A 15,111-nucleotide genomic window follows, 5' to 3' on the forward strand; every position below is an offset into this window, starting at 1 on the left:
CGGCGCCCTCGCGGTGAAGGAAGCGCATACCGACCGATCAGTTTGTCGAAACCCTCGCGCCCGCCCGGACCCACCGGTAGCGTGCGTGGCTCGCACCCCCCACCTCCCTGCGGTCCCCTGTCGCGGACCCGAGCCACGCAAGGAGTACGGGATGTCCCACGACCCGTCCCCGCCCCATTTCACCTACCCCTGGCAGCCACCTCTGCCGGTACCCGAACCCGCTCACCGGCAGCCCGCCCATCACGCTCCCCTGGGCCACCACAGCGACCTGCGGCTGCTGCGCACCGCCTACCGGTGGCAGCGGCGCGTCGCCACCCTCACCGCCCTGGGCTACTTCGTCCTCTTCCTCGTCCTGTCCGCGTTCGCCCCGTCCCTGATGACGAGCCGGGTCAGCACGGGCCTCCCCCTCGGCCTCCTCCTCGCGCTGGTCCAACTCCCCGTCACCTGGCTGGCGATCGCGCTCTACGAGACCACCGCCCGCCGCCGCGTCGACCCGCTCGCCGACCGCATCCGCAAGCAGTCCGCACTCGACGCCAGGCGCGAGAGCCGGGGCACCCGCCGCAAGGAGACCGGCCGATGACCGAACTCAACGGTGACGCCCAGACGATGTCCCTCGTCGCCTTCACCGCCGTCGCCACCATCACCCTGCTGCTGTGCGTGATGACCGGCCCCGACCGCGACGACCTCGACGAGTTCTACACCGGCTACCGCTCCCTCTCCCCCCTGCGCAACGGCCTCGCCATCGCCGGCGACTACATCTCCGCCGCCACCGTCCTGGGCACCGGCGGCGTCATCGCCCTCTACGGCCAGGACGGCGTCGTCCTCGCCCTCAGCACCGCCCTTTCGCTGATGCTGCTGATGTTCCTGCTGGCCGAACCCCTGCGCAACGCGGGCCGGTTCACGATGGGCGACGCCCTCGCCCGCCGTATGCCGGGACGCACGGTGCGCATCACGGCGTGCGCGGTGACCATCGCCGCGCTGCTGCCGCTGATGCTGGTGCAGCTCGCCGGAACCGGCCAGCTCATCGCGTTCCTGCTGGGGTTCTCCGGCGACTCGGTGCAGACGGGCTGCATGGTCGGCATGGGCATCCTGATGATCAGTTACGCCATCATCGGCGGCATGAAGGGCACCGCCCTCATCCAGATGCTCAAGATCGTGATGCTGCTGGGCTCCGGCACCGTGATCGCCCTCCTCGTCCTGCACCGCTTCGACTGGAACCCCGGCGCCCTCTTCGACGCGGCGGCCGCGGGCAGCGGGGCGGGCGACGCCTTCCTGCACTCCGGGCTGCAGTTCTCCCACAGCCCCCACCCCGGCCTCGACATGATCAGCACCCAGCTCGCGGTGGTCCTCGGCGGCGCCTGCCTGCCCCACATCACCATGCGCATGTACACCGCCTCCAACGCCCGCGAGGTACGCCGCTCGATGTCCTGGGCGGTGTCGGGCGTGGCCCTGTTCGTGCTGGTCATCACGATCGTCGGGTTCGGCGCCACGGCCCTCATCGGCCGCGCGGCGATCACCGGGGTCGACCCGCAGGGCAACACCGCCTACCTGCTGGGCGCCCGGGCCGCGTTCGGCCAGGACGTGTCCATGGTGGAGACACTGCTGTTCACCACCGTGACGACGTCCATCTTCCTCACCGTCCTGGCCTCGGTCGCCGGCATGATCCTCGCCTGCGCCAACTCGCTCGCCCATGACGTGTTCGCCGCCCGCGCGCGGGACATGACCCCACGCCGCGAAATGCTGATCGCCCGGCTGTCCGCCCTCGCCGTCGGCGTCCCGACCATCCTGCTGGCCGCGCAGGTGCAGCACCGCAGCCTCCAGCCCCTGGTCACCCTCGCCTTCTGCATCGGCGCCTCGGCCCTGGCCCCCGCCCTCGTGTACAGCCTCTTCTGGCGCCGCTACACCCGGACGGGCCTGCTGTGCACCCTCATCGGCGGCACCCTGTCCGTCCTGGTGCTGATGCCGGGCACCAACCTGGTCTCCGGCTCCCCCGTGTCCGCCTTCCCCGACGCCGACTTCAACTGGTTCCCGTACACCACGACCGGCCTGGTCACCGTCCCCCTCGGCTTCGCCCTCGGCTGGCTCGGCACCTTCGCCTCGGGCCGCCGCAAGGCGGAGGAACAACGGCACCAGTACGAGGCCGTGGAGGGCTGGATCCTGGCGGGGGCGGTACGGAGGGGCGACTGAGGGGAGGAGACCGCGGGCGCCTGTTCCGCCGTCGTTCCACCGCTACCGCCGCTATTCCACCGCGCGCCCCGTGAGGGCGCTCAGACTGCCGCGTACGTGATCGATGTGCGCCTGCACGTCGTCCCACCGCTCGCCGTGCTCGCGCAGCACCCGTTCCGTCTCGCGCGCGATGCGTTCCGCACGCGCGCGTGCCTGCGTGAGAAGTTCGGCGGCACGCGCGCGTGCGTCCTCCTGGCACCGGCGGGCGGACTCCTCGGCGTCGGCGAGGGCCCGTTTCGCCTCCGACAGCACCGCCTCGGCGTGCGCCACCCGCCGCGTGTGGTGCGCGTCGAGCGCGGCGGCCCGTTCGGCCTCCTCGCGCTCGGCGGCGGCCCACCGCTCGGCCTGGTCCCTCTCCCGGTCGGCGAGCAGGGCCGCCGTACGCCGGCGCATCTCGCGCAGGGCAGCGAGTGCCTCGCCCCGGTTCTCCTTCACCTCCCGGCGGGCACCGACGCGGATCTCGTCCGCCTCGGCGCGCGCCGCGAGCAGCTTGTGCCGGGCCCGTTCCTCTGCCTCCGCGCGCACCTCGTCGGCCCGCTGCCGCGCCGCAGCACGCACCCCGGCGGCATCCGCCTCGGCCTGCGCGACCTGCTCGCGAGCAGCCCGCCGGGCGCCTTCCCGCACGGCCGCCGCCTCCTCCTGCCCCAGCTGGAAGATGCGCCGGGCACGCTCCCCGAGACCGTCGTACGTCTGTGGCGCCAGCCGGCTCACGGCCTCCCGCAGCCGTACGGCCTCCGCCTCCATGTCCTTGGCGAGCACGGTCAGCCGGGCGGCCCGCTCCCAGGCGGCGTCCCGGTCGGCCGAGAGCGCGGCGGTGTACGCGTCGACCTGTGCGGGCCGGTAACCGCGCCCGCGAACGGTCGTGAACCCGGGTGGTGCCATCGAAGCGCTGATCACCTTGGAACCCCTCTCCACCAGACGGACGCGGAATAGATGATTTCGCGCATATCTTGATGTATCAGGCTTAAGTGTTCATAACGCGACACTCCGCGAACAGGTCACGGTCAGTCGTGACCGGTCACGCACGGGCCAGGCGTCGGCCGGGCATCGGCCAGGCAGACGAAAGGGCCGGACTCCGGTCACCCGACCGGGTCCGGCCCTCACCCGCCAACGGGTCAGCGGGACGTACGCCTCACAGCAGGCCGTCCCACATCTCCTCCAGCAGCACCGACCACCAGCTCTCCGGCGAACCCAGCGCCGCCGGGTCCAGCGCCGCCAACTGCGCCTGGAAGTCGACGGTCCAGCGACCGGCCTGCTCCTGGTTCAGACCGAACCGCAGCCGCCACATCCGCCCCAGCAGCGCGAGGCAGCGCGCGAACTCCGGCAGCCCGCTGTTCACGAACTGCGGCGGCACGGGCGCCGAGCCCGGCCCCGCCTCCACCGGCACGGCGACGATGTTCGCCGTCCCGTACTGCACACAGATCGCCTTGCCGAAGTCGCTGCCCATCACGAGGTACGAGCCCGCGTCCGCCGCCGGCTGCACACCCCGCTCCGCCGCCAGTTCCGCCAGCGTCGGCACGGGCCGTCCCGGCTGGGCCTGCGCCCAGAAGAACGGACCCAGATCCATCGGCAGACCGGCCACCACCAGCGTGTGCGCCACGACCGGCGGCACACCCTGCCGCGACACGGCCGCCTGCTCGAACCGGAACACCCCCGGCCCGAACGCCGCGGCCATCTCCTGCGCGATCGCCTCCGGCGGGATCGGCGGCACCGGCTGGACCGGCTGCAACGGTGCCCGCACCGGAGCGGGACGTGCGGGGCCGTCGGCGACCTGATGCAGCTCACCCTGATGGGCCAGCAGTTGCCGCATCCCCTGCTGCCGGCTCGCATGGTCCGTGCCGTACGGCGCGATGCTCGTGATCCGCGCCTGTGGCCACTGCTCGCGGATCATCCGCGCGCAGTACGCCCCCGGCAGCTCGCACGACTCCAGCTCCGTGTGCAGCTCCAGCACCTGGTCCGGCGGCACGTTCATCGCCCGCAGCTCATGGAAGATCTGCCACTCCGGATGCGGCGTACCCGGCGCCGAACGCCGGATCAGCTGCTGCTCCGACCCGTCGTGCGCCCGGTACCGCAGCACGGCCTGATAGCCCGGCCCGACGGTCGGCTGCCCCTGCTGCGGATACCCGTACACCGGAGGCTGCCCCGGCCCGGGCACACCCGGCGGCGGCATGGCACCGGGCGGCATCCCACCGGGCGGAGCCATCGGGCCCGGCGGCATCGGCGGCTGCGGCGCACGTGGGACGTTCGGCGGCGGCATGCCGGGACCGCCCGGCCCGGCCAGCATCGTCGCGGCATGGTGCGCGGCACCCTGCGCCCCACCGGCCGACCCGTGGAGCCGCCTTGCTGGTCGCGGCATCGGCGATGTCCCCGGCGTTCGGCGCGAGCGAGCGGGCCGAAGCGCCCGGACCGGCCGACGGCTGCGGAACACCGGGCGGCTGCTGACCGCCGTAGGAGGACGCACCCGGCGGAGGCGTGCCCTGCGGCCCGGCCGGTGGCGGCGGTGGCGGAGTCCCCGGGCCACCCGAAGCCGGCGCCGCAGGTGGAGAGGCAGGGGGTGGCGGAGGCGAGGTTGCGGGCGCGTCCTGCCCGTTCGGGTTCTGGAGCGCCGGCGCGACCGTCGTGGACGGAAGCCGGCTGCCACCCGACATCAGGGCCGTCTTGGCGTCCGGCACCGACGTCGGCGGCGGCACGTCGTCGTCATCGGAACCGCTCAGCTGCGGCGCGAACACCGTCACCGGCAGCGGTACGGAACGGTCGTCACCGGAATCGCCGTTGGTGTCCGTACCCGCCCAGGGCGTGGCCCCGGCAGGCGCGGCGGGCGGCGTCGGCACGCCGGCCTGTGTCCGGGGCAGCGACGGATCACCCGCCCCCGGAGCGGAAGCGGAAGCAGAAGCGGGTGACGACGAGGAACCGGCCGCCTCCCCGATCCCCAGCCGGTCCGCCGCCTCCTGCAACCACTCCGGCGGCGACAGGAGGAACGACGTCTGATTCAGATCCACCCGCGCCGCAGCCGCGGCCGCCGGCTCCGGCTCACCCTCCGGACGGCCGTACTCCTCCTCGTACCGGCGGACCACCTCGCCCACCGGCAGCGCCGGCCACAACGTGACCTCACCGCTGTCCCGGGCGAGCACCAACCGCTGACCGCCGCCGTCCGAACGCGGCCCCTCCGCACGGTCCTCGGCCCACACCACGAACCCGAGGCCGAACTCCCGCACCCGCACCTCACGGTGCTGATACGCCGGAACGTCCCCGTTGACCCACTCTTCACCGCGCTCCTGCGCCTGCGCGAACGTCACCATCGCCGGATCACTCCCCCACGTCGACGGACGGAACAGAAGAACCGGCAGCAACGGGAACAACCCGCGCGAAACCACCGTCCACCATCAGATTCGCCACCGTCTCCAACTCGGGCGGCCGCCCGCCAACCGCGACAGGAAGACATCGAAGTCCTCACCGCACGGCAGCAACAACCGCTCCACCCGCTCCGCCGGCGACCACGCCGGATCCACGTCCCGCACATCGTCGTACGCGCAGAACCACACCGAACCGATCCGCTCGCCCTTCACCTTCACGGCCAGCAGACCACCCTGCACGAATCCGACGCCCAGATAGTCCTTGGTCAGATGGTCACGCAGGCACTTGTTCACGTACACCAGATCGTTGACCGCCGCCTCGTCGCGCACCGTGAAGAACGGCTGGTCCACCAGCAGCCCCAACTCCGCGTCCAGGGCCGGCCCCACCGGAGCACAACCACCGGCGGCCTTCAGGAACGTCCGGTACGCACCCGGCAACCGGTACCCGAGGTCCTCCTCGACCCCCTGCACCTGCTGCTCCGACACCGCCACACCCGACTTGGGCAGCCCGAAGTGCGCCGGACGCGTCTCCTGCAACGGGCGCGTCCCACGCTTCGCCTGATCCACCACCGCCGTCACGATCCCACCGTGGTGCCGCAGCAACGCCTTCACCTCGACCGGAACCAACTCCAGCCGACGCGAACCCACCACGTGGTGCCACGTCCAGCCATGCGGCGTCGCCACACTGTCCACCGTGTCCCACAGCTCGTGCCCCGACGCCGACAACGCCGCGTTCGCCGACACGTAGTCCGTCAACCGCAGCTCGTCGACACCGAAACCCTCCGGCGGCTCCGCGATCTCCGCCGCCGCCCGCGCATAGGCCGAGAAGTCCGGGTAACCGCGCTCGTCCACCCGCACCCCCCTCGGGTGACGTGCGGCCCGGACCGGGTCCGGGAAGTGCACGACCTGCCCGGCGTAGGCCGCGTTCGGCGGCGCGGCCTGTCCCCCAGTCTGGCGGCCGGGAGGTGCCCCCAGCCCGAGCCGACCTGTCGTCATGGCGGTTGCCCCCTGCGGCACTCTGGACGGACCCCAGCGACCGGATCCGCACCCGGACCCGACCACCACACTCCGTATCCGACTGTCTCCAACGGTCTCCGACGCGCGTCAACCGCGCGCCAGGAGGTGCCGACAGCCTATGCGGTACGGCGACACCGGTCACCGGCCCTCCACTTCCGTGACCTGCCGTCACCCCGCCGTGACAGCCAGCCCGAACACGGGCGTGTCGCGCCGCCCCAGCTTTCACACACCCCACGCCATTTGGCACTCTGAGTCCTCCGGGGGATGCACGGGAGGGGAATCACGATCATGAACGCCACACAAACGGGACCGCACGCCAGCCGCTCCGGCGACCCCCGCATCGGGTGGAGCAGCGACGAAACCCTCCTCACACCGGTCCTTCGCCACCGCCGCGACGGCATACTCCCCACCATCGCCGCCGCCCTGTCCGTCCGCGGCGCCACCCTCACCGGCACCGCCGCCCGCGGCGACCAACCCCCCGCACTCCACCCGCTCGTCCAGGACTTCCTGGACACCCTGCCCAGCGACCGACGCGACCGCTACACCGGCCGCTGCGCCGAAGCACTCCTCATCTCCCGCCACATCACCGCCGCCGACGCCACCCGCAGCAAACGCGCCGCCCGCAGACCCATGACCAACGGCGAAGCCCGCAAAGCACTCAAACAGGCCAAGCTCACCGCCCGACGCATCCGCGAGGACGGCGACCCCCTGCACGGCAGCTTCGCCGCCCCCTGCCGCGCCTGCACCGCCCTCAGCGCCCACTTCGGCGTCCGTATCGTCGACCCCGCCACCGACGACAGCTGACCTCGACACCCGTACGACTTCGCGCCGACCCATGGCCCCGACGAACGAAGGGCAGATGCACCCCGACCGCACCACCACGCGCTTCCCCGTACCCACCGACGCCGCCCTGCGCGCCGCCGGCTGGCAACCCGGACGCTGGGACATCAAGCAAGCCGAGATCTGGGCCGACACCCTGCGCGAACACACCTCACCGGCCGGCCACCGCCACTCCGTCTTCCCCGCCGCCGTCGAAGCCTGGGCCGAATTCGGCGGCCTCCACATCACCCCCACCGGGCCCGCCGCCAGATCGCCCCCGCCGCCGTCCACCTCGACCCGCTCCACGGCCTCCACCTCGCCCGCACCCTCGCCGACCTCGGCCGCGCCCTCGGCACCGACGTCAGCCCCCTCGGCACCGAGACCGACAGCCACTCCCTCCTCGCCATCGACGCCGAAGGCCGCGTCTACGCCCTCGACCACACCGGCGACTGGTACCTCGGCCCCGACATCGACCAGGCCCTCGGCGCCCTCATCTCCGGCATCGAACCCGTCCGCCTCACCGCGGGCTGACCCCGCACCGAGCCCTACCCCGCCGGAATCACCGCCGACACCCGAAAACCCCCCGCCTCCGTCGGCCCCGACACGAACACCCCACCCAAGGCCACCACCCGCTCCCGCATCCCCACCAGCCCGTTACCCCCCGACGGCAACCGCGCCGACGACGCCGACCCCACCTCCGGCGGCGGCTCGTTCTCCACCTGCATCGCGATCTCCGCCACCCGATGCGCCAACCGCACATACGTCTTCGCACCCGCCGCGTGCTTGTGCACGTTCGTCAACGCCTCCTGCACCACCCGGTACGCCGTCTGCTCGATCTCCGGCGCATACCCCCGCACCTCACCCTCCACCGACAGGTCCACCACCATCCCCGCGGCAGCCGACTGCCCGATCAACACGTCCAGCTCCGACAGACACGGCCCCTCCCCCTCCTCCACCACCCGCGAAGCGCAGCCGCCGCGGCCACCCCCACCACCGCCAACGGCATCGGCGCACCCCGCGCCCCACCCCGTCACCACTGCGCAGCACCCCGAGCATCTCCCGCAACTCGGTCAACGCCTGCCGCCCCATGTCCCCCACCAGCGCCGCGTTGCGCACCGCCTTCTCCGGGTCCTTGCGCGCCACCGCCTGCAGCGCCGCCGCATGCACCACCATCAGGCTCACCCGATGCGCGACCACGTCGTGCATCTCCCGCGCGATCCGCGTCCGCTCCTCGCCCCGCGCCCACTCCGCCCGCTCCTCGGCCCGCTCTGCCAGCAACTGCAACTCCCGCTCAAGACTGTCCGCCCGCTCCCGCAGACTCTCCATCAACCGCCGCCGGGCCCCGACATACAGCCCGAGCAGCACGGGCGGCGCCGTCAGCCCCAGCGACGTCGTCACGGCGGCGAACGGAACGAACCAGTCCCCCAGATCCAGATCCCCCCGCACCATGTCCTGCCGCACCCGCACGAACGTCACGATCAACGTCCCCACCAACTGCATCGCCGCCAGCGACCCGATGATCCGGCGCGGCAGCTCCGACGCGGCGAGCGTGTACAGGCCGACGATGCCCATCAGGAAGCCCATCTGCGCCGGCGTGATGGCGATCGCCACCAGCACCACCGCGATCGGCCACTTCCGCCGCACCAGCAGCACGGACCCGGCGAGCAGCCCGAACAGCATCCCCGCGGCCACCGGAACGCCCGCGTCCCGCGCGAACGGATACCCCTCCAGCGCACACTCCGCGGCGGACAACACCGCGAGACTCCAGTCGAACACCGCACTGCGGCGCCTCGCCCACCACCAAGGCCCTCCCCGAGCCAAGGCGTGCTCTTCCCCCCGTCGTGGTCATGGCTCCCAGCCTACGGGCGTCACCCCCGCCTTTTCCGGCGAGTTTTGCCGACCACTCCCCACCACACCCCATAACCGAACAGCACCGAAACCCGTCGGTATCCCTCGAACGGCTGAACCAGACCCGTTCGACCCCGGAATAGCACATTCCGCCCGGACGGTATGCACGTGGCACTTTCATATGGCAAGTACGTGGAGTTCGAGACCCTACGAGAGCAGGCGATCGCCCTGCGGCGTGCGGGACTCAGCCTTCGGCAGATCCGGGACGAACTTCAGATCCGCAACAAGGAGACCCTCCAGCTGCTCGTCGAGGGGGAGCCTCCTCCGGAGTGGACGAAACGCCCCCGGGCGAAGGACGACCTGCGAGAGAAGGCGCGTGAGCTGCGGCAGCAGGGCTGGACGTACAACCGAATCCAGGCGGAGCTGGGATGTTCCAAAAGCTCGGTGTCGCTCTGGGTACGGGACCTGTCCTCGCCGGAACGCCCACGCCCCACCGACACCTCCGCAGCACGACGCGGAGCGCAGCGTGCGGTCGAGAACCGCACCATGGCACAGGAAGCGCTGACGGCTCAGGCGTGCGCCGAGATCGGCCCGATGACACCCCGCGAATTCTTCCTCGTGGGTGTCGGGCTCTACTGGTCCGAGGGGGCGAAGGCCAAGCCCGGATCGAACCGTCGGGTCATCTTCGTGAACAGCGACCCCGACATGATCAGGGTTTTCGTGTCCTGGCTGGATCTGTTGGGCGTGGAACCGGAGCGCCGACGGTTCTCCGTCGCCATCCACGAGTCGGCAGACGTCCCCGCAGCCGAGGCCTTCTGGGCGGACCAGGTCGGCATCGAGGTCGACGACCTCCTGAAGACGAGCCTCAAGAAGCACAACCCCAAGACGAACCGAACCAACGTCGGCGACACCTACCACGGTTGCCTGCGAGTCGCCGTCCTAAAAAGCGCCGACCTGCACCGTCGCGTCGAAGGCTGGTGGAAGGGAATCGCTGCTGGCACCGTCACGCGACTCCGGTAAGGTCTGACGCACGTTCCCCCGTGGTGTAACCGGCAGCACACTAGATTTTGGATCTAGCAGGACAAGGTTCGAATCCTTGCGGGGGAGCCATGTGCAAGACCCCCTGCGGGCCCTGACAGCACTGTCAGGGCCCGCTCACATGTCTGCCGGGAAACGCCCCGGTATCCTTCGGATGTCCCACCTCTCCACAGCCGAAGGGCAACTCCGTGAGCGCCATTCGCCCGGCAGCCGTCGTCGTTCTCGCAGCGGGTGAGGGCACCCGTATGAAGTCGGCCACACCGAAGGTCCTGCACGACATCTGCGGCCGCAGTCTTGTGGGCCATGTGCTGGCCGCCTCCCGCGAGTTGGACCCCGAGCACCTGGTCGTCGTCGTCGGTCACGCGCGGGAGAAGGTCACCGCGCATCTCGCCGAGGTCGACCCGGCCGTACGGACGGCGGTGCAGGAGGAGCAGAACGGCACCGGGCATGCCGTACGGATGGGGCTGGAGCAGCTCGGTGGGGTCGTGGACGGGACCGTCGTGGTCGTCTGCGGTGACACTCCCCTGCTGACGGGTGCGACTCTCGCGCGGCTCGCCGCCACTCATCAGGCCGACGGGAACGCCGTCACGGTGCTGACGGCCGAGGTGCCGGACGCGACCGGGTACGGGCGGATCGTGCGGGACGAGGTGTCGGGTGCGGTCACGGGGATCGTGGAGCACAAGGACGCGTCGGAGGCGCAGCGGGCCGTCCGGGAGATCAACTCGGGTGTGTTCGCGTTCGACGGGCAGCTCCTGTCGGAGGCGTTGAAGCAGGTCCGTACGGACAACAGTCAGGGTGAGGAGTACCTGACCGATGTGCTGGGGATTCTGCGGGAGGCCGGCCACCGGGTGGGTGCCTCGGTCGCCGGTGATCACCGGGAGATCGCCGGGATCAACAACCGGGTGCAGTTGGCGCAGGCTCGCCGGATCCTGAACGACCGGTTGCTGACCGCCGCGATGCTGGCCGGGGTGACGGTCGTCGACCCGGCCACGACGTGGATCGACGTCGCGGTGACGTTCGAGCAGGACTCGGTGGTGCTTCCCGGGACGCAGCTGCTCGGCGGGACGCATCTGGGCGAGGGTGCCGTGGTGGGTCCGAACAGCCGGCTGAAGGACACGACGGTCGGTGCGGGGGCCCGGGTGGACAACACGGTGTCGGACGGGGCCGAGGTCGGTCCGCAGGCGACCGTGGGGCCGTACGCGTATCTGCGGCCCGGTACACGGCTCGGTGTGAAGTCCAAGGTCGGTACGTACGTGGAGACGAAGAACGCCGTCATCGGCGAGGGCACCAAGGTGCCGCACCTGTCGTACGTGGGTGACGCGACGATCGGTGAGTACAGCAACATCGGTGCGGCCAGTGTGTTCGTGAACTATGACGGAGAGCACAAGCACCACACGACGGTCGGCTCGCACTGCAAGACGGGTTCGGACAACATGTTTGTGGCTCCTGTCACGATCGGGGACGGCGCGTACACCGCCGCCGGGTCCGTGATCACGAAGGACGTGCCGCCCGGTTCGCTGGCCGTGGCCCGTGGTCAGCAGCGGAATATCGAGGGTTGGGTGGCTCGCAAGCGTCCGGGGAGTGCCGCGGCGAAGGCTGCCGAGGCGGCTTCGCAGCAGGGCGAGGGCGAGGACTGACCGGAATCGAGTGCGTCGTACACGGCGTACCGTGATAAGTGCACACCCGCACCCCCACCAGCTGAGACGGCCCGTCGCGCCCAGCGGCGAGGTCTCTCGAAAGCCGGCTGAGACACCTCTGAGGAGACAGTGCTGTGACCGGGATCAAGACGACCGGCGAGAAGAAGATGATGTTCTTCTCCGGCCGCGCCCACCCCGAGCTTGCCGAGGAGGTCGCCCACCAGCTGGGTGTCGGGGTCGTCCCGACGAAGGCCTTCGACTTCGCCAATGGTGAGATCTACGTCCGCTACGAGGAGTCGGCTCGTGGTGCGGACTGCTTCCTGATCCAGAGCCACACGGCTCCGATCAACAAGTGGATCATGGAGCAGTTGATCATGATCGACGCCCTCAAGCGTGCGTCGGCGCGTTCGATCACCGTGATCGTGCCGTTCTACGGCTATGCGCGGCAGGACAAGAAGCACCGTGGTCGTGAGCCGATCTCGGCGCGGCTGATCGCGGACATGATGAAGACGGCGGGTGCGGACCGGATCCTCACCGTCGATCTGCACACGGATCAGATCCAGGGCTTCTTCGACGGTCCGGTGGATCACCTGTTCGCGCTGCCGCTGCTGGCGGACTACGTGGGCAGCAAGGTGGACCGCTCGAAGCTGACGGTCGTGTCGCCGGACGCGGGCCGGGTCCGGGTCGCGGACCGCTGGTGCGACCGTCTGGGCGCGCCGCTGGCGATCGTGCACAAGCGGCGCGACAAGGACGTGGCGAACCAGGTGACGGTCCACGAGGTCGTGGGCGAGGTCAAGGGCCGGGTGTGCGTGCTGGTCGACGACATGATCGACACGGGTGGCACGATCTGTGCCGCGGCGGACGCGCTGTTCGCGCACGGCGCGGAGGACGTCATCGTGACGGCGACGCACGGTGTGCTGTCGGGTCCGGCGGCGGACCGTCTGAAGAACTCGAAGGTGAGCGAGTTCATCTTCACGAACACGCTGCCGACTCCGGGTGAGCTGGAGGTGGACAAGATCACGGTGCTGTCGATCGCGCCGACGATCGCGAACGCGGTGCGTGAGGTGTTCGAGGACGGTTCGGTGACGAGCCTGTTCGACGAGCAGTAGGCGGACACGGGCCTCCCGCTCCGCTCGACCGCCCGCGACCGGAGGTCGCTCAAGGTCAACTTTCCCGCGGCCTCCCCCGCCGAGTAGACTGCCCAGGTTGCTCGGCGAGGGAGGCCGTACACGTGTGTCACGTGGTACGGCGGTCCGTTATCGACGCGCTCTTCGTAGCAGGCCGTTCGTGGCCGGGTGACCCTGTCCGTCGCTGTTTCTACGAGGAGTGATTTCCATGTCCGAGGTAAAGATCGCCGCTGAGTCCCGTACCGAGTTCGGCAAGGGTGCGGCCCGCCGCATCCGTCGTGACAGCAAGGTCCCCGGTGTGCTGTACGGCCACGGTTCGGACCCGATCCACCTGACGCTGCCGGGTCACGAGCTGCTGCTGGCGCTGCGTACGCCGAACGTCCTGATCTCCCTGGACATCGACGGCAAGTCCACCGAGCTGGCGATCCCGAAGTCCGTGCAGCGTGACCCGATCCGCGGTTACCTCGAGCACGTCGACCTTCAGCTGGTCACGCGTGGCGAGAAGGTCAACGTCGAGATCTTCGTGCACACCGAGGGCGAGCTGGCTCCCGGTGGCAACCTGCTGGAGCACGTCCTCAACGCGCTGCCGGTCGAGGCCGAGGCCACGCACATCCCCGAGTCCGTCACCGTGTCCGTCGAGGGTCTGACCGCCGGTGACTCGGTCCTCGCCAAGGACATCCCGCTGCCGTCGGGCACCAAGCTGGGCGTCGACGGTGACACCGTCGTCCTCCAGGTGCTGGCCGCGCAGGCGGAGGAGGCCCCGGCGGGCGAGGGCGAAGAGGCTTCCGCGGAGGCCTGATCCTCACCGTCGTCGTTTGTTCGTCAGCCGCTGTTCCCTCCGGGGGCAGCGGCTGGCGCGTATCGAGGAGACATGGACGTGACGACCGACGCCAATGCCCCCTGGTTGATCGTGGGGTTGGGCAATCCGGGCCCGGAGTACGCGATGAACCGGCACAACGTGGGGTTCATGGTGGCCGATCTGCTGGCCGAGCGGATCGGGGGGAGGTTCAAGGCGGGCGGGGCGGGCGCAGGCGCAGGTCGTGGAGGGGCGGATCGGTCCGCCGGGGCCGGGGAACCGCCGGGTGGTGCTGGCGAAGCCGATGTCGTACATGAACCTGTCGGGTGGGCCGGTGAACGCCCTGCGGGAGTTCTACAAGGTGCCGGTGGCCCATGTGGTGGCGGTCCATGACGAGCTGGACATCGACTACGGCGTGCTGCGGCTCAAGCTGGGTGGCGGCGACAACGGGCACAACGGTCTGAAGTCGATGACGAAGGCGTTCGGCGCGGAGTACCACCGGGTGCGGTTCGGGATCGGCCGGCCGCCGGGGCGGATGCAGGTGGCGGATTTCGTGCTCAAGGATTTCTCGGGGGCGGAGCGCAAGGAGCTGGACTACTTCGTGGACCGGGCGGCGGACGCGGTGGAGTGTCTGGTGATCGACGGTCTGGAGCGGGCGCAGGGCACGTACAACTCGTGAGGCGGGGTCGCGGGTCGCGGGTCGCGGGTCGCGGGTCGCGGAAAGGTACGGACAACTCGCGACTTGTCACCCAGCGAGGTTGACGTGCCGTTCGGGCATGGCCAATGATCCCGGCCATGCCCGCCACCGTCGCCGCCTCCACCTCCCATCGGCGTCCCGCTCGCCGGGGTTCCTCCCGTCGGGCCACGGTGGCCGCGCTGCGGTTCGGGCGGCTGGCGGCGATGGGGCTGGTGGCGTCGCTGATTCTGGTGGCGGGGGTGTCGGGGTCCTGGGGTACGGCGCAGCACGTGATGCTGACGAAGGGCCGGGAGCAGGGCACGATCGAGGTGGCGCGCTGCGGTGCGGACAGGTGCTCGGGGCCGTACACGCCGTTGTCGTCGGGGTCGCAGGCCCGTGCGCGGGTGGTGATCGAGAAGACGGTGGCGGTGCGCACGGGGCAGACGTACTCGGTGGTGATCAAGCCGGGCGGTGACGAGGTCGTACGGTCCGGTCCGGCCGGGGTGTTGTACGCCTGGGTGCCGATGGGCGGTGCGCTGCTGCTGGCGTCGGTGGTGGTCGCGGGTGGGCTGGG

The 15,111-nt window shown here is 70.6% G+C and carries 9 protein-coding genes, 1 tRNA gene and 5 pseudogenes; 11 read left to right on the plus strand and 4 right to left on the minus strand.

The features are described from left to right. Positions 1 to 151 precede the first annotated feature (151 nt). Positions 152 to 580, plus strand: coding sequence for a DUF485 domain-containing protein (locus tag BM536_RS14455; RefSeq protein ID WP_073499888.1), 429 nt, complete (start codon positions 152 to 154; stop codon positions 578 to 580). Next, positions 577 to 2,187: a sodium/solute symporter gene (locus BM536_RS14460; RefSeq protein WP_073499886.1), complete on the plus strand. Its 1,611-nt coding sequence runs from the start codon at positions 577 to 579 to the stop codon at positions 2,185 to 2,187. The genes BM536_RS14455 and BM536_RS14460 overlap by 4 nt, the downstream gene beginning before the upstream one ends. 51 nt (positions 2,188 to 2,238) lie before the next feature. Here BM536_RS14460 and BM536_RS14465 read toward each other — a convergent pair whose 3' ends face one another. The 3 genes and pseudogenes from BM536_RS14465 to BM536_RS14475 form a co-directional block, all read right to left on the minus strand. Continuing rightward, positions 2,239 to 3,108 (minus strand): coiled-coil domain-containing protein, encoded by an 870-nt coding sequence (locus BM536_RS14465; RefSeq protein WP_094103008.1) that lies wholly within the window; start codon positions 3,106 to 3,108, stop codon positions 2,239 to 2,241. Positions 3,109 to 3,358: 250 nt separating this feature from the next. Continuing rightward, positions 3,359 to 5,525: pseudogene (locus tag BM536_RS14470) on the minus strand (SUKH-4 family immunity protein). 7 nt (positions 5,526 to 5,532) lie between these two features. Continuing rightward, positions 5,533 to 6,575: pseudogene (locus BM536_RS14475) on the minus strand (SMI1/KNR4 family protein). Between the two features lie 309 nt (positions 6,576 to 6,884). Between BM536_RS14475 and BM536_RS14480 the strand changes: the two are divergent. Further along, on the plus strand, positions 6,885 to 7,400 hold the full coding sequence (locus tag BM536_RS14480) for a YwqJ-related putative deaminase (protein WP_211362875.1): 516 nt from the start codon (positions 6,885 to 6,887) through the stop codon (positions 7,398 to 7,400). Between the two features lie 55 nt (positions 7,401 to 7,455). After that, a pseudogene (locus BM536_RS14485) lies at positions 7,456 to 7,946 on the plus strand (SUKH-3 domain-containing protein). Between the two features lie 14 nt (positions 7,947 to 7,960). Here BM536_RS14485 and BM536_RS14490 read toward each other — a convergent pair. Further along, positions 7,961 to 9,264 (minus strand): annotated as a pseudogene (locus BM536_RS14490) (sensor histidine kinase). 161 nt (positions 9,265 to 9,425) lie between these two features. Between BM536_RS14490 and BM536_RS14495 the strand changes: the two are divergent. The 7 genes and pseudogenes from BM536_RS14495 to BM536_RS14525 all read left to right on the plus strand — a co-directional run. After that, positions 9,426 to 10,283, plus strand: coding sequence for a hypothetical protein (locus BM536_RS14495; protein ID WP_211362876.1), 858 nt, complete (start codon positions 9,426 to 9,428; stop codon positions 10,281 to 10,283). 14 nt (positions 10,284 to 10,297) lie between these two features. After that, positions 10,298 to 10,373 (plus strand) — tRNA-Gln (locus BM536_RS14500). A gap of 116 nt (positions 10,374 to 10,489) precedes the next feature. Continuing rightward, entirely contained in the window at positions 10,490 to 11,938 is a 1,449-nt protein-coding gene (gene glmU / locus BM536_RS14505) for a bifunctional UDP-N-acetylglucosamine diphosphorylase/glucosamine-1-phosphate N-acetyltransferase GlmU (RefSeq protein WP_073498785.1), read from the plus strand. A gap of 134 nt (positions 11,939 to 12,072) precedes the next feature. Next, positions 12,073 to 13,047 carry a ribose-phosphate diphosphokinase gene (locus BM536_RS14510; protein WP_073498787.1) on the plus strand — a complete coding sequence of 325 codons (975 nt, stop codon included), beginning with the start codon at positions 12,073 to 12,075 and terminating at the stop codon, positions 13,045 to 13,047. Between the two features lie 226 nt (positions 13,048 to 13,273). Next, the gene (locus BM536_RS14515; protein ID WP_073498789.1) at positions 13,274 to 13,864 is read left to right on the plus strand and encodes a 50S ribosomal protein L25/general stress protein Ctc; all 591 of its coding nucleotides are present in this window, start codon (positions 13,274 to 13,276) and stop codon (positions 13,862 to 13,864) included. A 72-nt stretch (positions 13,865 to 13,936) separates the two neighbouring features. After that, positions 13,937 to 14,540, plus strand: a pseudogene (pth, locus tag BM536_RS14520) (aminoacyl-tRNA hydrolase). Between the two features lie 104 nt (positions 14,541 to 14,644). After that, on the plus strand, positions 14,645 to 15,111 hold a 467-nt coding region (locus BM536_RS14525), incomplete at its 3' end, for a hypothetical protein (RefSeq protein ID WP_073498791.1).

The sequence above is a fragment of the Streptomyces phaeoluteigriseus genome, from assembly GCF_001896135.2.
In the GTDB taxonomy this organism is placed as follows: domain Bacteria; phylum Actinomycetota; class Actinomycetes; order Streptomycetales; family Streptomycetaceae; genus Streptomyces; species Streptomyces phaeoluteigriseus.